21 protein-coding genes are annotated in these 25,869 nt (G+C 73.6%); 9 read left to right on the top strand and 12 right to left on the bottom strand.

Features of this window, described 5'->3' with window-relative positions; all coding sequences use genetic code 11:
* Genes DFP74_RS26800 through DFP74_RS26785 form a run of 4 tightly spaced genes read right to left on the bottom strand, consistent with a single transcriptional unit; the run spans window position 1 to window position 11,292 of the window.
* Window positions 1–792 carry a thioesterase II family protein gene (locus DFP74_RS26800; RefSeq protein WP_121185890.1) on the bottom strand — a complete coding sequence of 264 codons (792 nt, stop codon included), beginning with the start codon at window positions 790–792 and terminating at the stop codon, window positions 1–3.
* A complete protein-coding gene (locus DFP74_RS26795; RefSeq protein ID WP_121185888.1) occupies window positions 792–3,896 on the bottom strand; it encodes a type I polyketide synthase in 3,105 nt (1,034 codons plus the stop codon). Before DFP74_RS26795 ends, DFP74_RS26800 begins: the two co-directional genes overlap by 1 nt.
* Entirely contained in the window at window positions 3,893–9,565 is a 5,673-nt protein-coding gene (locus tag DFP74_RS26790) for a type I polyketide synthase (RefSeq protein WP_158613067.1), read from the bottom strand. Before DFP74_RS26790 ends, DFP74_RS26795 begins: the two co-directional genes overlap by 4 nt.
* Window positions 9,562–11,292: a fatty acyl-AMP ligase gene (locus DFP74_RS26785; RefSeq protein ID WP_158613066.1), complete on the bottom strand. Its 1,731-nt coding sequence runs from the start codon at window positions 11,290–11,292 to the stop codon at window positions 9,562–9,564. The genes DFP74_RS26790 and DFP74_RS26785 overlap by 4 nt, the downstream gene beginning before the upstream one ends.
* Window positions 11,293–11,539: 247 nt before the next feature.
* Between DFP74_RS26785 and DFP74_RS26780 the strand changes: the two genes are divergently transcribed.
* Entirely contained in the window at window positions 11,540–12,196 is a 657-nt protein-coding gene (locus DFP74_RS26780) for an HAD family phosphatase (RefSeq protein WP_121185884.1), read from the top strand.
* A 90-nt stretch (window positions 12,197–12,286) separates the two neighbouring features.
* Here DFP74_RS26780 and DFP74_RS26775 read toward each other — a convergent pair whose 3' ends face one another.
* From DFP74_RS26775 to DFP74_RS26765, 3 genes are all read right to left on the bottom strand, one after another.
* A complete protein-coding gene (locus tag DFP74_RS26775) occupies window positions 12,287–13,003 on the bottom strand; it encodes a MerR family transcriptional regulator (protein ID WP_121185882.1) in 717 nt (238 codons plus the stop codon).
* 238 nt (window positions 13,004–13,241) lie between these two features.
* Entirely contained in the window at window positions 13,242–13,883 is a 642-nt protein-coding gene (locus tag DFP74_RS26770) for a response regulator transcription factor (RefSeq protein ID WP_121185880.1), read from the bottom strand.
* Window positions 13,884–14,255: 372 nt separating this feature from the next.
* A complete protein-coding gene (locus DFP74_RS26765) occupies window positions 14,256–15,302 on the bottom strand; it encodes an NAD(P)-dependent alcohol dehydrogenase (RefSeq protein ID WP_121185878.1) in 1,047 nt (348 codons plus the stop codon).
* Window positions 15,303–15,500: 198 nt separating this feature from the next.
* Between DFP74_RS26765 and DFP74_RS26760 the strand changes: the two genes are divergently transcribed.
* The 4 genes from DFP74_RS26760 to DFP74_RS26745 all read left to right on the top strand — a co-directional run bounded on the left by DFP74_RS26760 (window position 15,501) and on the right by DFP74_RS26745 (window position 17,887).
* Window positions 15,501–15,866, top strand: a complete 366-nt coding sequence (locus DFP74_RS26760; protein ID WP_121185876.1) for a VOC family protein — start codon at window positions 15,501–15,503, stop codon at window positions 15,864–15,866.
* Window positions 15,867–15,982: 116 nt separating this feature from the next.
* Window positions 15,983–16,963 carry a sigma-70 family RNA polymerase sigma factor gene (locus tag DFP74_RS26755; RefSeq protein WP_199725792.1) on the top strand — a complete coding sequence of 327 codons (981 nt, stop codon included), beginning with the start codon at window positions 15,983–15,985 and terminating at the stop codon, window positions 16,961–16,963.
* A 77-nt stretch (window positions 16,964–17,040) separates the two neighbouring features.
* Window positions 17,041–17,502: a PPOX class F420-dependent oxidoreductase gene (locus tag DFP74_RS26750; RefSeq protein ID WP_121185872.1), complete on the top strand. Its 462-nt coding sequence runs from the start codon at window positions 17,041–17,043 to the stop codon at window positions 17,500–17,502.
* Between the two features lie 76 nt (window positions 17,503–17,578).
* Entirely contained in the window at window positions 17,579–17,887 is a 309-nt protein-coding gene (locus tag DFP74_RS26745) for a hypothetical protein (RefSeq protein ID WP_121185870.1), read from the top strand.
* Between the two features lie 31 nt (window positions 17,888–17,918).
* On the opposite strand, the gene mgrA is transcribed toward DFP74_RS26745, so the two are convergent.
* The 5 genes from mgrA to DFP74_RS26725 all read right to left on the bottom strand — a co-directional run bounded on the left by mgrA (window position 17,919) and on the right by DFP74_RS26725 (window position 22,815).
* Window positions 17,919–18,914, bottom strand: coding sequence for an L-glyceraldehyde 3-phosphate reductase (gene mgrA, locus DFP74_RS26740; protein ID WP_121185868.1), 996 nt, complete (start codon window positions 18,912–18,914; stop codon window positions 17,919–17,921).
* 89 nt (window positions 18,915–19,003) lie between these two features.
* Entirely contained in the window at window positions 19,004–19,255 is a 252-nt protein-coding gene (locus DFP74_RS26735; RefSeq protein WP_121185866.1) for a hypothetical protein, read from the bottom strand.
* 26 nt (window positions 19,256–19,281) lie between these two features.
* Window positions 19,282–19,416, bottom strand: a complete 135-nt coding sequence (locus DFP74_RS35000) for a hypothetical protein (RefSeq protein WP_255499651.1) — start codon at window positions 19,414–19,416, stop codon at window positions 19,282–19,284.
* 78 nt (window positions 19,417–19,494) lie between these two features.
* Complete coding sequence (locus tag DFP74_RS26730; RefSeq protein WP_121185864.1) at window positions 19,495–21,519, bottom strand: CocE/NonD family hydrolase; 2,025 nt, start codon at window positions 21,517–21,519, stop codon at window positions 19,495–19,497.
* A gap of 12 nt (window positions 21,520–21,531) precedes the next feature.
* Entirely contained in the window at window positions 21,532–22,815 is a 1,284-nt protein-coding gene (locus DFP74_RS26725) for an acetyl-CoA carboxylase biotin carboxylase subunit family protein (RefSeq protein ID WP_199725956.1), read from the bottom strand.
* 186 nt (window positions 22,816–23,001) lie between these two features.
* Between DFP74_RS26725 and DFP74_RS26720 the strand changes: the two genes are divergently transcribed.
* From DFP74_RS26720 to DFP74_RS34020, 4 genes are all read left to right on the top strand, one after another.
* On the top strand, window positions 23,002–23,322 hold the full coding sequence (locus DFP74_RS26720) for a hypothetical protein (protein ID WP_121185862.1): 321 nt from the start codon (window positions 23,002–23,004) through the stop codon (window positions 23,320–23,322).
* A 147-nt stretch (window positions 23,323–23,469) separates the two neighbouring features.
* Window positions 23,470–24,627 (top strand): SDR family oxidoreductase, encoded by a 1,158-nt coding sequence (locus tag DFP74_RS26715; RefSeq protein ID WP_121185860.1) that lies wholly within the window; start codon window positions 23,470–23,472, stop codon window positions 24,625–24,627.
* Window positions 24,624–25,595 carry a TIGR03557 family F420-dependent LLM class oxidoreductase gene (locus DFP74_RS26710; protein WP_121185858.1) on the top strand — a complete coding sequence of 324 codons (972 nt, stop codon included), beginning with the start codon at window positions 24,624–24,626 and terminating at the stop codon, window positions 25,593–25,595. Before DFP74_RS26715 ends, DFP74_RS26710 begins: the two co-directional genes overlap by 4 nt.
* Before the next feature lie 54 nt (window positions 25,596–25,649).
* Window positions 25,650–25,820: a hypothetical protein gene (locus tag DFP74_RS34020; RefSeq protein ID WP_199725791.1), complete on the top strand. Its 171-nt coding sequence runs from the start codon at window positions 25,650–25,652 to the stop codon at window positions 25,818–25,820.
* The last annotated feature ends 49 nt before the right edge of the window (window positions 25,821–25,869 follow it).

Raw genomic sequence — 25,869 nt, 5'->3', positions numbered from 1 at the left:
TCAGGCGCGCACGATGCGGCGCCAGAGGGTGTTCAGCACCAGGTGTTCGGCGTCCTCCAGGTAGAAGTGGCCACCGGGGAACAGGTGGGACTCGAAGCCGCCCCTGGTGTGGTCGGCCCACGCCCGCAGCCGCTCCTCGGTGACGGTGCCGTCGGCCCGACCGCCCAGGGCGGTGACGGGGCAGGGCAGCGCCGGCCCGGGCTCGTAGGCGTAGGAGTTGGACAGTTCGAGGTCGGCCCGCAGGATCGGGGCGAAGTGCGCGCGCAGCTCGGGTGAGTCGTGGACCGCGTCGGGCACGCCCCGGTAGACCCGGTCGACCAGGCGCAGCAGGCCCTCGTCGTCGCCGGGCAGGTCCAACCGGGCCCGCTGCGTACGCGGGGCCGAGCGGGCCGAGACCACCAGGTGCACCGGGGGCTCCCCGGCCCGGGTGAGAGCGCGCGCCACCTCGAAGGCCACGGCGGCTCCCAGACTGTGCCCGAACAGGGCGACCGGGCCCTCACCGCTGTCCAGGACGGCGGCCGTCATCTCGCGCACCAGGGACGGCCAGTCGCGGGCGAAGGGCTCGCGCGTGCGCGCCGCCCGGCCGGGCAGGGTCACCGGCCAGACCTCGACGTCGGGGGCCAGGGCCGACCCCCACCGGTGGAACACCCCCGGCCCCCCGCCCGAGTGCGGGAAGCACACCAGGCGCAGGGTGGCGCCCGGCAGCGGCAGTGCCGGGCGCATGGCGCTCGACCGGGGCAGGGACGGGGCGGGCCGGACGGCCACCGCCCCGGGCGGACTGATCGGAGCCATTACTGGTCACTCCCCACGGTGGCGGGCAGGGTGCCCGCGTTGTCGGCGGCGATGGCCTGGGCCAGGCCGAGGACGGTGCCGCTCTCCATGACCTCCAGCAGAAGTTGGAGGCGCACCTTCATGCCGAGTTCGTTCTCGACCTGGTTCTTCAGTTCCACGATCACGAGCGAGTCCAGGGCCAGGTCCGCCAGGAGCGCGTCCCGGGGGACCGCGTCGGGGCTCTCGAGGTTCAGGGCGTTGGCCACGCGTTCGCGGACGAACCGCTCCAGGGTGGCGACCAGGTCCTCGCCGGACGCCGGCGCCGGGGCGCCGGAGGGGCGCTGCACGCCCGGCGCGGCGGTGGCGTCGGTGGCGGCGGGCTCGGCGGAACGCGCGACCGAGGGGACCGTGCCCTCCGGCAGCCAGTGGCGTGCGCGCTGCCACGGGTACAGGGGCAGGTCCGCCCCGTCCCGCGGCGCGGGGTGCACGCCGGCCCAGTCGATGTCGGCTCCGTGGGCGTACAGGCGGGCGAGGGACTGGTCGAGGGAGTCCGCGAGGGGCTTGCCCCGCCGCAGGCTGCCCACGGTCGTGCCCTGGACCCCGGCCTCCTCCACGAGCGTGCCGATGTCGCGCAGCAGGACCGGGTGCGGGCCGATCTCCACGAAGGTGGCGATTCCCGTCGCGGCGACCTCGGTGAGGGCGGGCGCGAAGAACACCGCCTCGCGCAGGTTGCGCCCCCAGTGCCCGCCGTCCAGGGCGTGGGCCTCCAGGCGCGTGCCGGTCACGGTCGAGTAGAAGTCGGCGCGTCCGGGGGAGGCGGTGACGTGGGCGGCCTCCTCGGCGAGTTCGGCGCCCTGCCGCTCCAGCAGCGGGCTGTGGAACCCGTACTCCACGGGCAGGCGCCGGGTGGCCGCTCCCTGGGCGGTGGCCGCCTCGACCACGGCCGCCACGCCCTCGGGCGTGCCGGACACCACCGTGGACCGGGGTCCGTTGACGGCGCCGACCCCGACCCCGTCCACGCCGAGGACCAGCGGTTCGACCTCGGACAGCGGCAGGGCGACACTGGCCATCGCGCCGCCGCGCGCTCCCTTCTCGGTGAGCCGCGCCCGCCGCAGCAGCAGGTCGACGGCCTGGACTCGGGTGAGCATGGCGGCGTCGGCGGCGGCGACGATCTCGCCCATGCTGTGCCCGACCACCGCGTGCGGGGTCACGCCCCAGGAGCGCCACAGGGCGGCCAGGCCGAGCTGGAGCGCGGCGATGGCGACCTGGGCGATCTCGGTCTCGTGCAGGCGACTGGTCTCCTCCGGGGCCCGCAGCTGTTCCAGCACCGACCAGCCGGCCGCCTCCCGTACCAGGGCGTCCCACTCGCGCACCTCGGCCAGGACGACGGGTTCGCGGTCCAGCAGCGCGGCGCCCATGGCGGCCCACTGCGATCCCTGTCCGCTGAAGACGAAGGCGACGCGCCGGTCGGTGGTGGGGCGCGGTACGGCGGGGCGCCGGGCGGCCGTGCGCAGCCGGCTGATCAGTCCGTCCACGCTCTCGGCGGTCAGGCACAGGCGGTGGGCGTGGTGGGAGCGGTGCAGCGCGGCGGCCGCGCAGACCCGTTCGGCCTCGGCCAGGTCGGCGCCGTCGAGCCGGTCGGCGTAGCGCGCGGCCAGGGCGGCCAGCGCCGGCTCCCCCCGCGCCGACAGCGCCAGCACCAGCCGCCCGGGGACGGCCGTGTCCGCGGCCTGGTCGTCGGGCGCCTGCCCGGTGTCCGCGGGCGGCGCCGCCTCCAGGACGGCGTGCGCGTTGGCCCCGCCGAACCCGAAGGAGCTGACGGCCGCGAGCGGGCGGGGTGCCGGGGCCAGGGGCGTGGGCCGGGTCGGGATCGTGAAGCGGGTGCCCTCCAGGTCGATCTCGGGGTTGACGCGGCGCAGGTGCGGCAGGGGTGGCGCCTCGCCCTTCTCCAGCACCAGCAGGGCCTTGACCAGGCCGGTGATGCCGGCCGCGGCCTCCTGGTGGCCGAAGTTGGCCTTGACCGAGCCCAGGGCGCAGGCGTGCTCGCCCTGCCCGTAGACCTCGCGCAGCCCTTCGACCTCGATGGGGTCGCCCAGAGGGGTGCCCGTGCCGTGGGCCTCGACGTAGACCACCTCCTGGGGTGAGGCCGCGGCGTCGGCCAGGGCGGCGCGCAGCAGCGACGCCTGGGCCCGGGGGTTGGGCGCGGTCAGGCCGTTGGTGCGGCCGTCGTGGTTGGCGGCGGTGCCCCGGATGAGGCCGCGCGGGCGCACGGCTCCGGTCTCGGAGGCCCGGCCCAGCAGCAGGACCGCGCAGCCCTCGCCGCGCACGATGCCGTCGGCGTCGGCGTCGAAGCTGCGGCACCGGCCGCCGGGGGCCAGCGGCAGGACCCGTCCGGTCACCTCGGTGGACAGGGGGGACAGCAGCACGTTCACGCCGCCGACCAGCGCCAGGTCGCAGTCGCCCTGGCGCAGCGCCCGGACCGCCAGGTGCACGGCCATGAGCGAGGACGAGCAGGCCGTGTCGACCGCGAGGCTGGGACCGTGCAGGTCCAGCAGGTAGGACAGCCGGTTGGCGACGATGCTGTGCGCTCCGCCGGGAGCGGTGTAGGCGTTGATGGGCGCCGAGCCGGCGACCTGCATGGTCAGGTAGTCGCTGCCGTACACCCCCAGGAACACGCCGGTGGAGCCTTCGCGGAGCCGTTCCACGGGAAGGCCCGCGTCCTCGACCGCCTCCCAGGCGGTCTCCAGGACCAGGCGCTGCTGGGGGTCCATGCGCGCGGCCTCGCCGGGGGTGATCCCGAAGAAACCGGCGTCGAAGGAGTCCACCTCGTCGAGCTGGCCGGCCCACCGGTCCTGGTCCGAGGGCGTGCCGCTCCGCCGCGCGTCGGCCCCCGGGCGGCGCCCGTCGGGAGCGTCGGTCATCGGCGCGACGGCGTCGGCGCCGGTGCGCAGCAGCTCCCAGAGGGCCTCCGGGTCGGCCGCGCCGCCGGGCGCGCGCAGGCCCGCCCCCAGCACGGCGATCGGTTCGTGCCGGGCCCGCTCCGCCTCGCGCAGGCGGCCTCGTGCGTCCCGGAGCTGGAGCAGCGCGCGCTCCAGCAGGGCGCGCTGGTCGGTACGCTCCGTCATCGGTCGTTCCCCTCGTCCAGCTCCTCTTCCAGGAGCGCGGTCAACTCGTCGTCGTCCAGCCCGGACAGGTCGGCGGGCACCTCGGGGCCCGTGTCCTGGTGGGCGGGCGGCGGGGGCGGCGCCCCGGGCGCGGGGCCCTGCGCGCCCTCGGGGTCGATCCGGGCCAGCAGGCCCTCCGCCAGGTCGTCGACCGTGGGGTGGGCGAACACCATGGCCGCCGACAGGCGCACGTCCAGCGCCGACTCCAGCCGGTTGCGCAGCTCGACCGCCATCATCGAGTCGAACCCCAGGTCCTGGAAGGGGACGGCGCTGTCGAGGGAGTCGGCGGCGGCCCCCACGATCGAGCCGACGTTCTCCAGGAGGAAGGCGCGCATCTCGTCGGTGCGCCGGTCCCTGGTGGCGCCCGACAGCACCCGGCTCCGGGCGCCGCCGCGCGGCAGGGCGGCGGTCTCGTCGGACTCCAGCAGCCCGTCGAGCAGCAGCCGTGCCGCGGGCAGGACGGGAGAGCGCGAGACGTCCTCCCAGCGGAAGGCGGAGGCGACCACGTGCGGTCGGCCCGAGCGCATCGCCTCGTCCAGCAGGGCCAGGGCGGTCTCCGGCTTCAGCGGCGGAACACCGCGGGCGGCCAGGCGGTCGGCTCCGCCGCTGGAGACGGCGAGTCCGGTGTCGGCCCAGGGCCCCCAGCCGATGCTCACCGCGGGCAGCCCCCGGGCCTGGCGGTGCACGGCCAGCGCGTCGATCTGGCTGTTGGCCGCCGCGTAGGCGCCCTGGCCGGGCGAGCCCAGGACCGCGGCCATGGAGGAGAACAGCACGAAGTGCTCGACGGGCTGGTCCAGGGTGTGCTCGTGCAGGTGCCAGGCACCCGCGCTCTTGCCGGCCACCGCGCGTTCCACGGTGTCTCGGCCCAGGTCGGCCACGAGCGCGTCCTCCAGCACACCCGCCAGGTGGAACACGCCGCCCAGCGCCGGGAACCTCCGTCCCAGGCCCTTGAGGGCGGCGCCGACCCGCGCGGGGTCGGCCAGGTCGGCGCGCACGGTGCGCACCTCGGCGCCGGCGGCCCGCAGGCCGTCGATCTCGCCGAGGGCCTGCTCGGTGGGTTCGCTCCGTCCCAGCAGGAGCAGGTGCCGGGCACCTTCCCCGACCAGCCACCGCGCGGTGTGCAGTCCGAGCGCGCCCAGTCCGCCGGTGACCAGGTAGGTGCGGTCACCGCGCAGCGGGGCGGCGTCGGCGGCGGGCACGGGCAGCGGCGCGAGCCGGGGCGCCAGCAGCGCCTCGTCCGCCCGGATCTGACCGGGGGTGTCGGCGCGGCGCAGGCCGGCCGCCAGCGCCGCCACGCTGCGGCGGCTCACCGGCCAGGTCAGGTCGGCCACCGCCACGTCCAGTTCGGGGTGCTCGTTGGCGGCGACCCGGCCCAGCCCCCACAGCGCGGCGCCGGGCGGGACCGCGGAGGAGGAGTCCGGGGTGTGCACGCCCGCGGTGACGAGCCAGACCCTGGGCGGGTCGGAGGGCCAGTCGCGGCGGGCCACGGCCTGGAGCAGCCCGGTGGCCTCGACCGCGGGCCGGGCGAGGGCCCCGACCCCGGAACCGGGGCCGCCGGGCACGGCGGCGCGCAGGTCCACCACGGCCCGCAGCCCCTCGGGCGCCCGCTCCAGCAGACCGTCGTAGTAGGCGGCGTCGGGCGGGGCGGCGGAGGGCTCGGCGACGGTGACGGCCCCGCCCGCGGCGGTCAGCCGGTCGGCGAGGTCGCGGGCGGTGCCCGCCGCGTCGGCCAGCAGCAGCCAGTGGCCTTCGCCCGAGGCCGGACCGGCGGGCGCCACCTCGCTCCAGCGCAGCCCGTACAGCCGTCCCTCGTCGGCGTCGCGCCGCCGCGCGGCCAGGGTGACGCGCAACCGCGCCGCCCGCCACACGACGGTGCCGTCGGCGTCGTAGACGGTCACCTCGGCGAACACGTCGCGCTCGCGGGAGGGCAGGAGCCGGGCGTGGCACCAGCCCTGGCGGGTCGGCGCGGTGTCCTGGCGCGACCACAGTCCCTGGACGCCCGCGGGCAGGGGCAGGTCCCCGGTGCGGTCGCCGACCGAGGCCGCCACCACGTGCAGGCAGGCGTCGAGCAGGGCGGGGTGCAGGGGAGAGGTGTCGTGGGCCAGCCCCTCGGGCAGCTCCACCCGGCCCAGCGCCTGCTCCCGGCCGGACCACAGCCCGGCCAGGCCGCGAAAGCGCGGGCCGTAGCGCAGCCCCGCCTCGCCCAGCCGTTCGTAGAGCGCGTCCACGTCCAGCGGGTCGGGGCAGGAGTCGCGCACCTCCTCCAGCGGGGAGCACACGGGCACGGACTCCCCGGTGTCGTGGACCACGCCGCGGGCGTGCACGACCGTGCGGCCGCCCTGGAGCGAGGTCACCAGCAGGTCCGACCGGCCCTCGCCCCGCGGGCGCAGGGACAGCTGCAGGCCGGGGTCGCCGGACTCGGCGACCGGGCAGGGCTGGACGAAGGCCACCTCGTCGGCGCTGGCCGCGCCGTGGTCGGCGGCGGCCGCCATGGCGGTGGCGGCCAGCCAGTAGGCGCCGGGCACCAGCGGGACGTCGTCCACGACGTGGTCGGCCAGCTCGGGGGCGCCCGCCAGGTCCAGCGGCAGGGTCCACACCCGCAGGTCGGGGTCGGCGCCCACGTGGACGCGGTCCCCGAGCAGGGTGCCCGGGCGGCGCGCGGCCGCGGTGGCGGCGCCGGCCGAGGCGGGGCGCAGCAGCGGGAAGTGCTGGTGGTCCCATCCGTGCGGGGGCAGGTCCACGTGGGGGGCGCCGGTGCCGTACTGCGCGCTCCAGTCCACCGGGACGCCGGCGGCGTACAGCTCGCCCAGCGCCCGCAGCATCCCCTGGGTCTCGTCCTCGTCCCGTCGCGCGGAGGAGACCGACATCGCGTTCTCGGCCCCGGCCGTGACCTCGTCCACCGAGCGGATCAGCACCGGGTGCGGGGCGACCTCCACGAAGGTGTCGTAGCCGTCGGCCAGCAGGCGCTCCAGCGCGGGCGCGAAGCGGACCGTGGCGCGCACGTTGCGCTCCCAGTACTCCGGGTCCAGTTCCCGGCCGTCGATCGGCTCGCCGGTGACCGTGGAGTACAGGACCGTCTCGGCGGGGCGAGGGGCGATGCCCCTGAGGGCCGCGCGCAGCCGGGGCTGGATGGGTTCGACCTGAGGGCTGTGGGCGGCGAACTCCACGGTGACGCGCCGGGCGAAGACGCCCCGGCCCTCCAGTTCGGCGACGACCTCGTCCAGCGCGCCGGTCGCGCCGGAGAGCACGATGGCGCGCGGGCCGTTGAGGGCGGCCACGGACAGCTCGTGCTCGCGTCCGCGCAGCAGCGCGGCGGCCTCGTCCACGTCGAGTTCGACCAGGGCGAGCCCGCCGGCGCCGGTGAGCTCGGAGAGCAGGGAGCTGCGCTCCACCACGATGCGCGCCGCGTCGGTCAGCGACAGGGCGCCGGACAGGTGGGCGGCGGCGATCTCGCCCATGCTGTGCCCGATGACCGCCACCGGGTCCACGCCCCAGGACAGCCAGGTGCGGGCGAGCGCGACCTCCATGGCGAACAGGGCCGGCTGCACCTCGGCGGTGCCGGCGGCGACCAGCCCTTCCTCGTCGCTCCACAGGGAGTGGCCGAGCCAGCGGGAGATCTCGACGTCGCACGCGCGCACGGCGGCGCGGAAGGCGGGTACGGCCGCGGCCAGGCTCCGGCCCATGCCGTCCCACTGCGAGCCCTGGCCGGGGAAGACCAGGACGGGGCGGCGGGCGCGGCGGCCGGTGGCGGCCGGTCCGCACACCCCGGCGTGCGCCCGTCCCTCGGCCAGGGCCCGCATCGCGTCGGCCAGGCCGGCGGCGTCGGTGGCCACGACGGCGGCCCGGTGGCGGTCGTGGTCGCCGCGCAGGGCCGCGGCGGCGGCCGCGCGGGGCAGCCAGGCGGGGTCGTCGGCGTGGCGGTCGGCCCGCTCGGCCCAGCCTCGCGCCCGCCGGGCCAGGGCCTCGGGGGAGCGGGCCGAGACCGGGACCAGGACCGGCCGGGCGGTGCCGGCCGCGGACCGGGCGGGGGAGGGCGGCGCGGGGTCGGCCTCGGGTGCGGCGGACAGCACCAGGTGGGCGTTGGTCCCGCCGAAGCCGAAGGAGCTCACACCGGCCAGCGGCGTGCCGGCCTCGCGTTCGGGCCAGGCCTCGACCGCGGTCTGCACGCGGACGGGCAGCCGGTCCAGGCCCAGCATCGGGTTGGGCCGCTCGAAGTGGATGCTCGGCGGCAGGGTGCGGTGGTGGAGCGCCAGCGCGGTCTTGACCAGGCCGGCCACGCCCGCCGCGGCCTCCAGGTGGCCGATGTTGGACTTGGCCGAGCCCACGCGCAGCGGCCGGCCCTCGGGACGTCCGGCCCCGAGCACCGCGCCCAGCGCGCCGACCTCGATCGGGTCCCCGACGGCCGTTCCCGTGCCGTGGGCCTCCACGTAGTCGACCTCGGCCGGGTCCACGCCCGCCGCGGCGTAGGCGGAGCGCAGGACGCGTTCCTGGGCGAGCCGGTTGGGCGCGGCCAGCCCGTTGGTGCGGCCGTCCTGGTTGACGGCGCCGCCCCGCACGACCGCGTACACGCGGTCGCCGTCGGCCAGCGCGCGCGAGAGCGGCTTGAGCACGACCGCGCCCACGCCCTCGCTGCGCACGTATCCGTCGGCGCGGTGGTCGAAGGTCTTGCAGCGCCCGTCGGGGGCCATCAGGCCGCCGCGGCTGAAACCCATGGCGATGTGGGGGCTGGTGATGACGTTGACGCCGCCCGCCACGGCCGTGTCGGCCTCGCCCGAGCGCAGGGCCTGGCAGGCCAGGTGGACCGCGACCAGGGAGGAGGAGCAGGCGGTGTCCACCACCATCGAGGGGCCGCGCAGGTTCAGGCAGTACGAGAGGCGGTTGGCCACGACGCTGAGGGCGCCCCCGGTGCCGTCGTAGGGCTGGACGTCGTCGCCGGAGGCGAACAGGGCGGCGCCGTGGTCGTAGGTGGAGGCGCCCATGAACACGCCGGTCGCGGTGTCGGCGAGGCTCGCCGGTCCGGTGCCGGCGTTCTCCAGGGCCTCACAGGCCACCTCCAGCACCAGGCGCTGCTGGGGGTCCATCCGCTCGACCTCGCGGGCGGTCAGCCCGAAGAAGGCGGCGTCGAACCCGGTGACGTCGTCGAGGAAGCCGCCCCAGCGGGTGTTCATCCGGCCGGGCACGGCGGGGTCGGGGTCGTAGAGGCCGTGCGCGTCCCAGCGCTCGGCGGGGACCTCGCCGACGGCGTCGGTCCCCTCCGTCAGCAGGCGCCAGTACTCCTCCAGCCCGCCGCCGCCGGGCATCCGGCAGCCCATGCCGACGATGGCGATGGGCTCGCCGGCGTCGACGGCGCCGACCGGGGCCGGCACGGATCGTTCGGAGGCGGCGTCGGCGCCGCCGGCCGCGACGTGGGCGGCGGCGGTCTCGATGGTGGGGTGGTCGTAGGCCAGGGTCGGGGCGACCGTGACGCCGGACCAGCGGCGCAGTTCCTCGGTGAGCTCGACCGCCTGCACGGAGGAGAGCCCCACCTCGGTGAAGGGCGTGTCGGGACGGATGGTCTCGGGCGGTACCGACAGGGTCCGGGCGATGTGCCGGACGAACCAGTCGATGACGGCTTCGCGGTCGCCGGTCACTTGGCGTCCTCCAGTTCCGGACGGGTACGGGCGGGTGTCAGGGTGCCGCTCTCGTAGGCGGCGCGGCAGGCCCGGCGCTGGACCTTGCCGCTGGTGGTCTTGGTGACCGAGCCCGGTGCGACCAGCAGCACGGTGTCGGCCTGGACGCCGTGGGCGGTCCCCACGGCCGTGCGCACGGCGCGCACGACCTCGGCGTGGTCGGCGCGGCGGTGGTGGGGGTCGAGCTCGGCGATCACGACGAGCTCCTCGCGGTCGGCGCCCTCCACGGCGAAGGCGGCCAGGCAGTTGCGGCGGATCGCGGGGTGGGCGTCCTCCACGGTCGCCTCGATGTCCTGCGGGTAGTGGTTGCGGCCGTCGACGATGACGACGTCCTTCATACGGCCGCACACGTAGAGGTCGCCGTCCAGGAACACCCCCAGGTCACCGGTGCGCAGGAAGGGGCCGTCACCGCTGTCGGCCAGGTGCGCGCGGAAGGTCTCCCGCGTCGCGTCGGGGTTGTTCCAGTACCCGGCGGCCACGTCCGGTCCGGCCGACCAGATCTCGCCGACCTCGCCGGGGGCGACGGGCAGCAGGGTGTCGGGGTCGACGATCTCCAGACGGCGTCCCTCCAGGACCACACCGGAGGAGACCAGGCGGTGGGCGCCGCCCGTGACCAGGCGGCGCTCCTTCTGCAGCGCGGCCAGGTCCACGTCCAGGACCGGCGGCCGCACGTCGTAGCGCGAGCCCGTGACCATGAGGGTGTTCTCGGCCAGCCCGTAGCAGGGATAGTGGGCCCGCTCGTCGAAGCCGTGGGAGGCGAAGGCGCGGGTGAAGGCCTCCAGGGTGGCGGCGCGGACCGGTTCGGCGCCGTTGAAGGCGACCTTCCAGCTGCTGAGTTCCAGGCCCTCGCGGTCCTGCTCGGTCACGCGGCGCAGGCACAGCTCGTACCCGGAGTTGGGCGCGCCCGAGACCGTCGCGCGGTACCGGGTCACCGCGCGCAGCCAGCGCACCGGGCTCTGGACGAAGGCCAGGGGCGGCATGAGGACGGCCTCCAGGCCGACGAACACCGCCGGCAGCAGGGTGCCGATCAGCCCCATGTCGTGGAAGAGGGGAAGCCAGCTCACGATGACGGTGTCGGTGTCGTAGCGTCCGGCGCGCCGGATGTAGTCCTGGTTGGCCACGAGCGCCTCGTGGGTGACCACCACGCCCTTGGGGGTGGAGGTGGAACCGGACGTGTACTGCAGGAACGACACTTCGGAGGCGCCCGCGCGCCGGTAGCGGGTGGCGTCGTAGGTGTCGACGGTGTCCACCGCGATCCAGTGCAGCGCCGCGAGTTCGGGGGCCGAGGCGGCGAACACGGTCCGGTAGTCGACCGCGTCCGTGGACAGGACGGCGACCGCGCCGGAGTCCGCGGCGATCGAGCGCAGGGTGTCGACCTTGCGCTGGGAGTTGAGCGGGTAGGGCGGGTAGACGGGGACGGCGACGGCTCCGGCGTACTGGCAGGCGAGGAAGGACAGGGCGAAGTCGATCGCGTCGGGGACCAGGACCAGGACGCGGTCACCGGGCGCGGCCACCTCCTGGAGGTGGGCGGCGACGGCGCGCACCTGGAGCTCGAGCTCGGAGAAGGTCTGGCTGCGTGCTTCGGTCTCGCCGTCGGGTAGGGAGCGATAGGCGGTTTTCGATCCCTGCTCCCGTGCTTGGAAGGCCAGCGCCTCGGCGAGGCTCGGCGCGAGAGGGAACGTCGTCATTTTCCACCCCATTGCTTGCTGACACGGAACGTCAAAAACCTTTCCGGTCCGCATGCGACAGCGGTACCGTGTGAGTCCTGACCCTGGTTATCGTCCTGTCGGTGCGAGGGTGGGGCAAGGGTCGGGCCGTTCCGGTAAAGACTTCTCCACAGCTCTTCCACGCTGGTTTGACAGGTAATACACAACGCGGTGAAAGGGTAATGCGAGAATTCCCTTCGACCATGTCGAAGGAATTGGACGGAGTGCGATGACGACCTCGAGCACCACCACGGGCACCGGTGTGCGGGCGGTGTGGACCGACTTCGGCGGTGTCCTGACCCCGCCGCCGGCCCAGACCTTCACGGCGCTGTGCGAGCGCACGGGCGTGGACCCCGAGCCCCTGCTGCACGCGGTCCTGGAGGTGACGGCGCGCTACGGGACCGACGACATGATGCTGCCGCTGGACACCCCGCTGGTCACCGAGGACGAGTGGCTCCGCCAGGTCGTGGAGGTCCTCGAACGGGAGCACGGCGTGCGGGTGCGGATCACGAGCCTGGCCGACACCTGGTTCGACGACCGTGAGACCAACAAGCCCTGGGTCGACTCACTCGAGGATGCGCGGCGGCGGGACCGGTTCGTGGGCATGCTCTCCAACATGCCGCCGGCCTGGGACGAGCACTGGCGGCGCATGGTGCCGCACGCGTTCTTCGACGACGTCGTGATGTCGTTCGAGGTGGGTCTGCGCAAGCCGGGCCGGGAGATCTTCGACCTGGCCGCCGAGCGCGCGGGCGTGCTTCCGCAGGAGTGCCTGCTCGTGGACGACCTGGTCGCCAACTGCGAGGGGGCCGTGGCGGCCGGATGGCGCGCGCTGCACTTCACCGACACCGCGCTGGCGGTGACGGAGCTGGAACGGCTCCTGGACTGACTCCGGCCGCCGGGGCGGGCCCCGGCCCCGGCCCTTCGGGGCCCGCCCGCTCCGCCGCCGGCCGTGAGCCCGCCGTTGCGCGGGAAGGACCTAGGCCTCGGCGGTCGGCTCCTCGCCCTCGCCCTCGCCCTTGTCCTCGTCCCCGGTCTCGGCCTCGTCGGCGGAGCGGGCGGGCACGCCCGCCAGGCGCGCGGTGGCCACGTTCTCCTGGGCGATGCGGCGCAGGGAGCTGAGCATGACGTCGCCGAGCGCCGTCCAGACCACGAGCCCCTCGGCCATGCTGTCCACGTCCGGGCGGCTCAGCAGGACCTCGATCTCCGCGGCGACGATGCGTTCGGCGGCCTCGGCGTAGGTGTCCAGCAGGTCCAGCTTGTCCTGCTGGCCCAGCCGTTCCAGCGCGACCAGCGCCGAGGCCAGGGTGCTGCGGGCGGGGTTGGTCGGCACGGACCGCCACCCGCGGCGGGTGACGAGCTCGTCCACGCGCCGGGCGGCGTCCTCCCAGTCCTCCTCGTCCCCGGGCTGGCGCTGGGGCGGGGTGCTCATGGCGAACTGGGCCTTGCCGATGGAGGTCAGCATGTCGAGTTCGGGCGCGTCGATCTTGGCCAGCACGTCCCGGGCGGTGGCGATGGACAGGCCGCCCACCTCCACCAGGGCCCGGACGAGCTTGATCCGGCGGACGTGGCGTTCGCCGTACTGGGCCTGGTTGCGGTTGGTGCGCTCACCCGGCGGAAGCAGGCCCTCGCGCACGTAGTACTTGATCGTCGGAGAGGGCACCCCGGTGACCCGACTCAGTTCCGAGATTCGCATGGGCTCGCCCTCCTGGTGCACGACCTGCCTGCGCCGCCGAAGGCCGCCCGGCGACGTACTGCCTTGGTAGTAGGCATTCTCACTATCCATGATAAGGGCCGGAATCCCCCGGGGAAGAGGGAGGGTTCCTCGCGGTGGTGCCGCGGACCGCCGTTCACCGGACGGTGGTCGGCCCAGGTGAGGATGCTACTCCATGCGGAGTCCGTGCCCGTGCCGACCGGCGCGCTCCGGCTTCCGGCTACGGATGCGGGTGGGGCAGCCGGGCGCCGGCCGCCCGGACCTTGTTCACGGCGTCCATGCGCGATTCGGCGCCGAGCTTGTCGAAGATGTTGCGCAGGTGGCGCTTGACCGTCCCCTCGGTGATGGACAGGCGCGTGGCGATCTGCCGGTTGCTCAGCGCGCCGGCCACCAGGGAGAGCACCTCCTGCTCGCGCGCGGACAGCGGCCCGGTGGAGTTGGAGCCCACCGACACGATGGTCTCCCGCGAGACCGACATGGTCACCTGGCGGGGTTCGCGGGTGGCCTGGTGGATGGCGGCCACGAGGTCGCGCCGGCCGATCCCCTTGTGCAGGTAGCCGCTGACGCCGACCTGCAGCATCTCCTTCACGAGCTGGGGCTCGTCGTGCATCGTCAGGACGATCACCGACGTCCGGGGCGAGTTCCGCAACAGGCGCCGCGCGGTCTCGACGGGCTGGCTGCGCGGCATGTCCACGTCCAGCAGTACGACGTCGGGGGCGAGGCGGCTGACACTCTCCACGGCGGCCTCCCCGTCCCCCGCCTCCCCGACGATGGCGAAGTCGGGTTCGGCCAGGAGGATCTCCCGTAGGGCTTCGCGGAGCAGTGTGTGGTCATCGGCGAGGACAATCCGAATGGTGAGCATGGCGTTACCGAATGTGCTTTCTCGGTTCTTGGGGGAGCGGTGAAAGGGGATTCGTGCGCACGTGGGGATGGGTGCCTTTTCGTGTCACTGGAGGATGTCGAGGTTGCTCTTTGTCCGATTCTGGCTCGCTTGGGTACGTTATCACCAGGGATATGGATTGCATCCTTTCGCTCGTCTTTATTTCCTGAGAAGTAGTTATTCCATCTTGTTATTTGCCGGTGAACCGGCAGGTGGAGCCACTACTGGGATGCCGGTGAACGCGATGTGAACTACGTCATGGCCGACATCGGTCAATGGTGAAACCCATTCACGTTCGGGGCCGGACATGACGGCGCCCGGCCCGCGAACGGACCGGGCGCGCGGCGGACCAGGTCAGGAAGTGTGCGGAACCACGACCGCTCGCCCCGACAGCTCTCCCGCCTCCAGCTTGCGGTAGGCCTCCAGGGCGTCGTCCATCCCGAAGCGCTCGACCTCCGGCGTGATCTGCCCTGCGCGGAACATGTCGACGACCTCCCACAGTTCCTCGACCGTCCCCCAGTAGGTGCTGGTGATGTAGGACTCGTAGGGGCTGGTGAAGAACGACCACTCGCGGGTCCCGCCCGCGATGCCCACGACCGTGAGCCGTGAGCCCTGCGCCATCGTCGAGGCGGCCGTGGCGATGGTGGGCGTGACCCCCACGAAGTCGAAGGCCGCGTCGATGCCCCGGCCTCCCGTGAGTGCGCGGATCTGCTCGGCCTGGTCCTCACCCGGGGCCACCGTGCGGGCGCCGAAGCGCTCCGCGCGCGCCCGCGCCTCCGGCTTGGTGTCCGTGGCGATGACGGTCGCGCCGGTCAGGGCGGTGAGGATCTGCACGGCGATCTGGCCGAGCCCGCCCAGGCCGACCACCAGGGCGTGGCGTCCGCCGCCGGCCAGGTGGGGCAGGGCCTGCTTGACCGCGTGGTACGGGGTGAGCCCGGCGTCGGCCAGCGGGGCGGCCAGCACCGGGTCGGCGTCGCCCAGCGGGACCAGGTGGTGGGCGGGCGCGACCATGTACTCGGCCATCCCGCCGTTGCGGCCCAGCCCCACCGCGAGGTAGGGCATGGTGGCGACGTTCTCGCAGTAGGTGTCCTGCCCCCGCGCGCACTTGCGGCAGTGCCCGCAGCCGACCGGCCCGTAGACGAGGTAGGCGCCGCCGACGTCGACGTGCGTCACGCCCTGCCCGAGCTCCTCGACCCACCCGGCGTTCTCGTGCCCCAGGACGAAGGGCGGCTTCTGGGCTCCCGGCTGCCCCTCCTCGAAGTGCCTGTAGACGCTGACGTCGGAGTGGCAGGCACCGGCGCCCGCGACGCGGAGCAGCACCTCACCGGGGCCGGGGCGCGGAGCGGGCACCTCGGTGAGCGACGGGAAGGTGCCGTAGTTGTCGAAGACCACAGCGCGCATGGGATGTCCCCCTGTGTCATCAGTCGGTCGCTCGACGCTATCAACGCAGGCCGGGGTCGTCCGTCAACGCGGAGCCCACAATCGGTCCTTTTCCACTTGACCCGATGAGTCGCGCGCCCCGGACGAGTCAGACGGGACGAGACCCATCGCCCACCCACCCTGGAGGACACCGTGCACCCCCGACCCAGCCTCGACAGCATGCTGCTCGCCACCCACGACCCCGACCGCCTGCACGACTGGTACGCCGCCGTTCTGGACCCGCAGGAGGACGACGACGTCGACGGCTACCGCGTGCTGCGCTTCGGTCACTTCCACCTGCTCATCGACCGGCGCTCCGACGTCGGAGCCAGGGCGGCCGAGCCCGCCAGGGCCATCTTCAACTTCGACGTCGGCGACGCCCGTGCCGTGGCCCGGCGCATGGACGCCGCGGGCACCGAGTGGCTCGCGCCCCTGGAGGACCGGGACGGCAGCCTCTTCGCCACCGCCCTCGACCCCGACGGCAACCACGTCCAGATCATCCAGCTCAGCGAGAAGCACCGCGCCGCCATGGACGGCGGGGCCTGACACCGGCCCTGGGCACCGCGAACCGGGTCGCGGAGGGAGCCGGACCCGCCGCGGCCCGGTCGCCGACCGGCTCCGCCACCCGTGTTCTGTCGTGGGGGAGGCGTAGCGTGACGGTCATGGAGGACCACGTACCGGACCAGGACTTCGCGCGGCTCGCCGACCCCTACCGTCGGGAGCTGTACGCGCACTGCTACCGGATGCTCGGCTCGGTGCACGACGCCGAGGACCTGGTACAGGAGACCTATCTGCGCGCGTGGAAGGCCTACGACCGCTTCGAGGGCCGGTCCAGCCTGCGCACCTGGCTGCACCGCATCGCGACCATGGCCTGTCTCACCGCCCTGGAACAGCGCGGGCGGCGCCCGCTGCCCACCGGGCTCGGCGGTCCCTCCGAGCCCGAGGGGCGGCTCGGTGAGCGCCCCGAACTTCCGTGGCTGGAACCGGTGCCCGACGCCCTGGTCGACGCGGGCGACGGGGACCCCGGGACGGTGGTCGTCGCCCGGGAGAGCCTGCGCCTGGCCCTGGTGGCCGCCCTGCAGTACCTCCAGCCGCGCCAGCGGGCCGTGCTCGTCCTGCGCGAGGTGCTGCGGTTCAGCGCCGCCGAGACGGCCGAGATCATGGACCTGTCCGTCCCCGCGGTCAACAGCCTGCTCCAGCGGGCCCGTGCCCAGCTGGCCAGGTCCGCCCCGACCGAGGAACGGGTCGAGGCGCCCCGGGCCGAACAGAAGCAGGTCCTGGACCGCTACGTCGCGGCGTTCGAGAACTACGACATCGGCGGGATCACGTCGATGTTCACCGCCGACGCCGTCTGGGAGATGCCGCCCTACACCACCTGGGTGCGCGGCGCCGAGAACATCGGCCGACTCATCGAGACCAACTGCCCCGCCCAGGGCACCGGGGACATGCGGCTGGTCCCGTCCCGTGCCAACGGTCAGCCCGCCTTCGGGCTGTACATGCGCGGCGCGGACGGCCGCCACCACGCCTTCCATCTCCAGGTCCTGGACCTGTCCGGCGGGAGCGTCGCCCATGTGGCGGCGTTCTTCGACACCACCCTCTTCCCGCGCTTCGGCCTGCCCGCCGTCCTGGAGGACCGCCCGTAGTGGAGAGGGATAGGCTGATCGGCGTCCGCGCCCGAGCCCGTGCGGCGCGGGAGCCAGCGAGCCGCGAAAGCGAGAGCATGAGCCCTTCGATCGCCACCAACACCCAGGTCGACCTCGACGAGCTGCTGGACTTCGTACGCACCCGTCACCACGCCCTGCTCATCACCCGGAGGGCCGACGGCGACCCGCAGGCCTCGCCTGTGGTGTGCGGCGTCGACACCCTGGGCCGCATCGTGGTCTCCACCTATCCCGAGCGCGCCAAGACCCGCAACGCCGCCCGCGACACCCGGGTCAGCGTGGTCGTCCTCTCCGACGACTTCGACGGCCCCTGGGTGCAGGTCGACGGCGACGCCGAGGTCCTGGACGGCGAAGCGGCGGTGGAGCCGCTGGTGGAGTACTTCCGGGTGATCTCCGGCGAGCACCCCGACTGGGACGAGTACCGCGCCGCCATGCGGCGCCAGGGCAAGGCGCTGCTGCGCGTCACGCCCCGTCGCTGGGGGCCGGTCGCCACCGGCGGCTTCCCCGCCGACCGGATCTAGGCCGTGTTCTTCTCGTCAGAGAACACGGCCTAGCACGGCGACGACACATCGTCGGTCGAGAGAGGAAGAAGAGTCGATGGGTGCCGAGTACTACCGTGCCGACAGCGAGGACGGCGACCGTATCGACGACCCCTCCGAGGACGCGCTGTACATACTGATCAGCGACCTCAACGACTCGGACAACACGTTCCTCGTCGTCCAGCCGGACGAGGACGACCCGGTGTGGTCCGCCACCGTCGCGGTCCTGGACGAGGGCGGCTACGAGGTCGCACGCCGCGACACCACCCGCCACGAGCACACGGTCGCCACCGAGACCAGCATCGGGCGGATCGCTCTCGACCTCACGATCTGGATGGCCGCCCGGGACTTCCCCGGGCGGCCGTGAGCCCGGAAGGCCGGCCCGGCTCGAACGCGCCCTAGTCCGCGCGGGCGTGGCGGTCGATCTCGGCCAGCTCCTCGTCGGTGAAGTCCAGATGCCCGACGGCCGCCACGCTGTCCTCCAGCTGGGCGACGCTGCTCGCGCCGATCACCGCCGAGGTCACCCGACCGCCCCGCAGGACCCACGCCAGTGCCATCTGGGCCAGGGACTGGCCGCGGCGCCCGGCGATGGCGTTCAGCGCGCGGATGCGCCCCATCACGGCCGGGGTGAGCCGGTCGGCGCTCAGGAACGGGCTGGTGCCCGCGGCCCGTGAGCCCTCGGGCACACCGTCCAGGTAGCGGTCGGTGAGCAGTCCCTGCGACAGCGGCGAGTAGGCGATGGAACCGGCGCCCACCTCGTCCAGGGCGTCGAGCAGTCCGTCCTCCACCCAGCGGTTGAACATCGAGTACGAGGGCTGGTGGATGAGCAGCGGGGTGCCCAGCTCCCGCAGGATCCGCGCCGCCTCCAGCGTCTGTTCGGGGGAGTAGTTCGACACGCCCGCGTACAGGGCCTTGCCCTGGCGCACCGCCGTGTCGAGCGCGCCCATGGTCTCCTCCAGGGGCGTGTCGGGGTCCGGGCGGTGACTGTAGAAGACGTCGACGTACTCCAGGCCCGTCCGCCCCAGGCTCTGGTCCAGGCTGGCCAGCATGCCCTTGCGCGAACCCCACTCCCCGTACGGGCCGGGCCACATGTGGTACCCGGCCTTGGTCGAGACGACCATCTCGTCACGGTAGCGGCGCAGGTCGGCGGCGAAGACCCGGCCGAAGTTCACCTCGGCCGCGCCGGCGGGCGGGCCGTAGTTGTTGGCCAGGTCGAAGTGGGTGACCCCGAGGTCGAACGCCCGCAGCAGGACCGCGCGCTGGACCTCGATCCCCCGGTCGTCGCCGAAGTTGTGCCACAGGCCCAGGGAGAGCGCGGGCAGGCGCAGTCCGCTGCGGCCGCAGCGGCGGTAGGGCATGGTGTCGTAGCGGGTCGGTGCGGCGACGTAGCTCAAGCGGGGTTTCCCTTCGGGCGTCCACGGGACACGATCGCGTCCATTTTGGCACCCCGGCGGCGGGCGCGGTCCCCCGCGCCCGCCGCGGCTCAGGGCTTGGGCGGTTCGGGGCCCTCCCGACCCTCCTCGCCCTCGTGCGGATCGACCTCCGTGGGCCCACGGGGCAGCCGGTCGTCCCATCCGGTGGGGTACTCCCGCCCGTCCGGGCCCTCCTGCCAGTAGTCCTCCGAGCGCACGGCCCCCTGCGCCCGCAGGTGCTCGCGGCGGATGATCGCCAGCACGACCAGGATCAGCCCGATCGGAACGGCCACCGCCACCAGTACCGCGATCGGTGACTCCATCGTCGGCCCCCTTCCCTGTCGTGGTCCTACAGGGTCGCAGACAGGTCGCGGCAGGCCTGCTCACAGATCTGGCACTCCCGGGCGCAGGCCCGCAGGCGGGCCCGGCCGATCCCGGGCATCGTGCCGGGGTGGGTGTCCAGCATCCGCTCGGTGACGCTCATGGCGGGTCTCCTTCCTTGTCTGGTCGCCGATCGGGGGCGCCGTCCGCCGCCCCGGCCCACGCGCGCGGCTCCCGCGGTTCACAGCAGGTCGCGGGGCACGGCCTCGGACCACTCGCGGGAGAAGATCCGCTCCTCGCCCTCGAAGGCGTCCAGCGTCGCGTAGACGCGGAACTCGTCCTCGGTGCACTGCAACGAGGCGTGCGTCTCGGTGCGCGTGCGCCACGGCCCACGGGCGAAGCGCATCGTCCACGACGAGCGGCCGTGCGGCGAGGTGAAGTCGTCGGCGACGGAGTCGTAGTTCTCGTAGGCGCGCCGGCCCACGTCCAGGTCGACGTCCTCGAAGTGCATGATCCCGCCGTCCTTGACGATCTCCAGGGACGACCGGGTGTCGACCAGGTCCCGGTGGACGGTCCAGCGGTGCTCCGGAGGCTCCCTGCGCTCGTGGGCGATCTCCGGCGTCGCCTCGGGCTCGTCGAAGGGCTGCGGATCGGGGTCCTCGTCCGTGATCCGGGGCCGCACCGGCAGGTCCAGCGCGCTCCCCTCCGGGTGGACGGTCATCAGCACCTTGCGCGGTGGCGGCCAGGCCAGCGGCCAGTAGGACGTGGACAGCGAGAGCCGGATCCGGTGCCCGGCCGGGAAGACCTGGGCGACACCGTTCAGGGTGACCTTCACGCGGTACCGCTCGCCCGGCGTGAGCGGCTCGGGGCTCTCGTGGCTGTCGCGGTGGGTGAGGTTGAGCAGTCCGAACGTCACGCGCGTGGCGCTGCCGTCGGGTGCCACGTCGCACAGCCGGGCGGCGACCATGGCCACCGGCTCGGTGACGCTGACGTCCAGCTCGACCGAGGCGGCGCCCAGGATCTCCAGGTCCTCGGACAGCACGTCGGAGTCGAAGACCAGGGAGCCGCCGTCCTCCTCCCTCTGGTCGTAGGGCAGGTCCGGCGGTGCGTTGTAGGACGCCCACTTGCCGGCGAACTGTCCCACGGTCAGGGGGGAGCTCACCGTGAGGGACTCGGTCCCGCCGTTGTCCCAGGGACTGTTGATCTGGTACTTGGCCAGCGGGTGGGGCGTCCGTTCGACGTGCGGTGAGGGCCAGGTCTCCTCGCGCACCCACCGGCCGGGGCGGTCCTCGTAGGCGGTCGCGGGCGGGACGCTGTCCTGCATCCAGGCCCACAGGGTGGGACCCTCGTCGACGCCGTTGTCCACGCCCTTGAGCCAGTGGTCGAACCAGCGTACGACCTCCTGCAGGTAGCCGATCGCCGGTCCGGGGAGCCCCAGGTGCGGGTAGCGGTGCGACCACGGCCCCACCAGGCCGCGGCGGGGGACGTTCAGGTGTTCCAGCACGCGCAGGGCCGCGTTGGAGTACCCGTCGGCCCAGCCGCTGGCCGCCAGGACCGGGCAGTCCACGGCCGAGTAGTCCTCGCACACCGAGGCGTGCCGCCAGTAGTCGTCGCGCCGCTGGTGGCGCAGCCAGTTCAGGATCCAGGGCTGGACGGCGTTCAGGCGCTCCAGCCACATCTCCCGCCACCGGTCGCCGACGGTCGCCGGGTCGGGCGGGCAGGTGGAGTAGGCGAACATGGTCCCCGCCTCGGCGAGGTTGTCCGAGAGCAGACAGCCGCCCATGTAGTGCATGTCGTCGGCGAAGCGGTCGTCGGTGAAGCAGTTGATCGCGATCGCGCCGAGGCTCGGCGGGCGCCGGGCCGCCACCTGTAGTGCGGCGAAGCCGCCCCAGGACAGGCCCAGCATGGCGGTCCGGCCGTCGCACCAGGGCTGCTCCGCCAGCCAGGCCAGGACCTCCTCGGCGTCCTGCTGCTCACGTTCGAGGTACTCGTCGGTGAGGACGCCCTCGGAGTCGCCCGTGCCCCGCAGGTCCACCCGCACGCAGGCGTACCCGTGCCCGGCGATGTAGGGGTGGTGCATCGAGTCGCGCACCGACGTCAGGTCCCGCCTGCGGTAGGGGATGTACTCCACGACCGCCGGGATCGGGCCGACGTCGTCGCCCTTGGGCCGCCACGAGCGGCAGGCCAGGCGCACTCCGTCCGACATCGGAATCCAGAAGTGCTCGTCCGACTGGACGTCGTAGGGCAGTTTCTCCACCACCTGCATGAATCGGCCTCCTCAACCTGCGGATTCCTCGTTCGAGTCCTCGAACTCGAAGTTCAGCTCCTCGACGCAGCGTTCGAACTTGGCGCGCATCTCCACACCGTCCTGCGCGCCGATGGTGATCTTGGCGAGTTCGAAGCTGTAGCTGTCCTGCGCCGTGAGGTCCGTGAGCGGCCGGCCCAGTTCGGGGACGATCTCGATCGAGACGCCGGGCAGCGACTCCTCCAGGGCCCGGACCTCCTCGTCGGTGGGCACGCGGACGGGGACTCCGTCCTCCGCGAAGCGGCGGTGGAACCACTGGCCCGCGACGGCGTACTCCCCGCCGCCGGCCGGGAGGGCCGGATCCTGGCCGAGGGCCAACCGGATCATCCGTTCGTGGTTGGGGACGCCGTCCACCAGCTCGAACAGTTCGGCGTGGGCCTGTGAGTGCCGGGGGTTGATCTCCACGATGTCGAGCCGCTCCTCGACCGGGTCGTAGAAGAACTCGACGCTGAACAGCGTGTTGTCCAGGCCGACCTGGCGGATGACCTTCACGGCCACCTCGGCCATGCGCCGGCTCACCTCCTCGGGCAGTTCGGAGGGGTACCGGTGGCACAGGAAGGCCGAGCTGCCCGGGTAGTCCACGGAGTCGAGAGTGCTGTAGACCACCGGCTCTCCCTGGTACACGTAGCCCTCGACCGCCACCTGCACACCGTGCAGGGCGGCCTCGGCCAGACAGCTCCTGCCGCCCACGGACTCGATCTCGGGGGGAAGGTCCACGTGGGCCAGGATCTGTTCGAAGGGGACCCCGATCCGGTCGATCCCCGCCCGCAGCTTGTCCAGGGCCTCATCGAAAGTGCGCTCGTCATCGACGCGGAAGGCCAGGTCCGAGGAGGCGGACTTGACCGGCTTGATCCACATCGGGAAGTCCAGGTCGGGCGGCGCGGTGTCGTCGAGCTGCACCAGCGCGAACGCCGGGTGCTCGTCGATCACCTTGCTCTGTTCGATCCTGCTCCAGTACTTGTGCTCGCACGTGACCACGGACTTCAGCGAGGGGGATCTGAGGCCGTACTCCTCGCACAGGATCGGCACCATCAGGGTGACGGGGAAGTCCCAGTACCCCACGATCGCGTCGATCGATCCATCGAAGTCGTTCAGAATGCGCCGAGCCTTGGCCAGCATCTCCTCGATGTCGACCTTGTCGTCGCGAAGCTCCTCCAGGGGCAACAGCCCATGGAAGCGACACTGCTCGGCGCTCGGCGTCCTGAGCAGGACCTCGTGGTTGTGCTCTTCCATGCCGACCACGAAGACGTTCTTCACTGTCCGCACCACCTTCCTGGTCTGCTTCGGTGTTCGTTGTCGGTGCGACTACCCCAGTTCGGCGCGGCGAATCGGGGGGCGGGGGAACGTGATTACGGGTCGGGGCCCACGGGTAGCCGTACCGCTACAGCCGGCCGTACACAGGACCGCCACAGGCCGAGCACATCCAAGGCGGGAGTGAACAGCATGAACCGGAAGACGCCGCCGATCGCGGACTACGAGGGTCTGCCGATCGCCACGCTGCAGCACCGGATCCGCTCGCTCGACGAGGAACAGATGAGGGAGCTCATCGCCTACGAGGAGCACCACGCCAACCGGACCGGGGTTCTGGAGATCCTCCACCAGCGTCTGCACGGGTTGGAGGAGGGGGCCGAGCCCTCGGACGGCGACCAGAGCTTCCAACCGGAGCCCCCGGGGCCGCCGGAAGGCGGTTCGCCGGTCGGGGAGGACACCACCGCGCCGCGGCAGGGCCTACCGCCGGAGGGTTACCCCGAGGCACGACGCTAGCGGCGGTCACGACCAGCAGGGGTCCGTGCCGCGTTCCCATGGACGGGACGCGGGTGGCCGTGGACCCACACGCGGCGCGGACCGATGACGAGCGGGGAGCGGCATGGCCACGGCAGTCACCACGCCGACCCCGAGGGGGCGGTTCCCATGATCCGTTGGACGGTACCGGCGGCCCTGGCCGCCGGGCGCTGGGCCCTGTCCCGGCGACGACGGCGACGCGAGCGCGCACGACCGGTGGAACTGGTCCCGTGGGCGGTCGCCGGGGCGGTCGCGGGCGTCTCCGCCTCCGCCCTGACCGAGCGCCGTCGCGCCACACGGTTGCGGGGCCGAGCCGTCCTCATCACGGGCGGCACACGGGGACTCGGACTGCGGCTCGCCCGCGAGTTCGGCTCCTACGGGGCCACGGTCGCCGTGTGCGGCCGTGACCAGGACCGGTTGGACCGGGCCGTGGCGGGGCTCGCCGGCCGCGGGATCCGCGCGCACGGCATCCAGTGCGACCTGGCCGACCCCGAACAGGCCAAGGCCCTGGTGGACGAGGCCGCCGAGCGCCTCGGCGGGCTGGACGTGGTGGTCAACAACGCGGGTGTCCTGCGGGTGGGACCGCGCGCGACCATGACGACCGAGGACGTCGAGGACGCCATGGCGGTCATGTTCTGGGGTCCCTACCACGTCGCGCGGGCCGCGTGGGGGCGGCTGCACGAGTCCAACGGCTCGCTGGTCACCATCACCTCCATCGGCGGCCACCTGGCGCCGCCGCACCTGTGGCCCTACGCGTGCGCCAAGGCGGCGCAGGTCGCGCTCTCGGAAGGGCTCGCGGCCGAGAGCCTGGGCTCCGGCGTGCGCGTGACCACGGTGGTTCCGGGGCTGATGCGCACGGGCTCGCACCGGGGCGTCGTGTTCTCCGGAAATCCCGAGCGCGAGTACGGCTGGTTCGCCCTGTGCGCGAGCCTGCCCCTGCTGTCCATGAGCGCCGAGCGGGCCGCGCGCCGGATCGTGCGCGCCACGGTCCGCGGCCACGGCTACGTGGTCCTGACGCCGGCGGCCCGGCTGGGGATGGCCGTGCACGGCCTCGCCCCCGGCCTGACGCAGCGCGTGTCGGCGCTGGCCGGGTGGCTGCTGCCCGCCGTGCCGTCCGAGCCCGACGTCCGGTGGGGCGCCGAGGCCGGGCAGGGCGCGTCCGGGCGGGCCCTGCACACGCTCACCGCGCTCAACGAGGACGCCGGACGGCGCCTCAACCAGCCGTCCCGCGCCGGGAGCGCAGCATCTCAGGACGACGCACGCGAATCCCCGAGGAGGCCGGGATGACGCGCTTCGGATACTTTCTCGCCACGGAGGAGCACGGCCCCAGGGACCTGGTCGAGCAGGCCAGGGGCGCCGAGTACGCCGGTTTCGAGGGCCTGTGGATCTCCGACCACTTCCACCCGTGGCTGGACGCCCAGGGGGAGAGCCCGTTCGTGTGGTCGGTCATCGGCGCGATCGGGCAGGTCACCGACCTGCCCGTCACCACGGCGGTGACCTGCCCGACCACCCGCGTGCACCCGGTGGTGACCGCCCAGGCGGCGGCGACCTCGGCGCTGCTGGTCCGCGGCGGCTTCACCCTCGGTGTGGGCACGGGCGAGGCGCTCAACGAACACGTGCTCGGGCAGCCGTGGCCGCCCGCGTCGGTGCGGCTGTCGATGCTGGAGGAGGCCATCGGACTGATCCGTGATCTGTGGAGCGGCAAGGTCGTCACCCACCGGGGCGAGCACTATGCCGTGGACACGGCCCGCCTGTACAGCCTGCCCGAGCACGCACCGAAGATCCACATGTCCGCGTTCGGGCCCAAGGCCGTCGACCTGGCCGCGCGCGCCGCCGACGGGCTCATCGTCATGTCGCCCGACCACGAGCCCATCGAGACGTTCCGTTCCCACGGGGGACGGGACCGGCCGGTCCAGGCGGGACTGAAGGTGTGCTGGAGCACGGACGCCGACACCGCCCGGCGGATCGCCTACGAGCGCTGGCCCACCGAGGCGCTCGCGGGCGAGGCCCTCCAGGTGCTGCCGATGCCCAAGCACTTCGAGGAGCTCACCGACACCCTGGTCACCCCGGAGATGGTCGCGGAGCAGGTCCCGTGCGGTCCGGACCCGGAGGAACACGCCGCCGCGATCCGTCCCTACGTCGAGGCGGGCGTGGACGAGGTCTACATCAACCAGATCGGCGACGACCAGGAGGGCTTCTTCGAGTTCTACTCGAACGAGGTCCTGCCCCGGCTGCGCAGGTCGCAGAGCGCCTGACCGGCGCCCGGCCCGCATCGCAGCACCGCTTCAGTCGTCGAAGGAGGACATCCCATGGACACCGGAACACCGGCCCTGCGGTACCCCGACCCGCTGCCTCCGGATCCCTTCCCGCCGAGCCCGGTCCCGCCCGACCCGTCGCCGCCCGGGCCCGAGCCCGTCCCGACGCCCGAGCCGCCGACGCCGGAGCCGCCGGGACCCGAGCCCGAGCCCGAGCCGGTCTGAGCCGGCCCCGGCCGCAAGGGGCGCGCGGTGGCCGGCGCGCCCCTCACCG

Source organism: Nocardiopsis sp. Huas11 (assembly GCF_003634495.1).
Lineage (GTDB): Bacteria > Actinomycetota > Actinomycetes > Streptosporangiales > Streptosporangiaceae > Nocardiopsis.
This window is presented reverse-complemented; position numbering and strand designations above follow the sequence as displayed.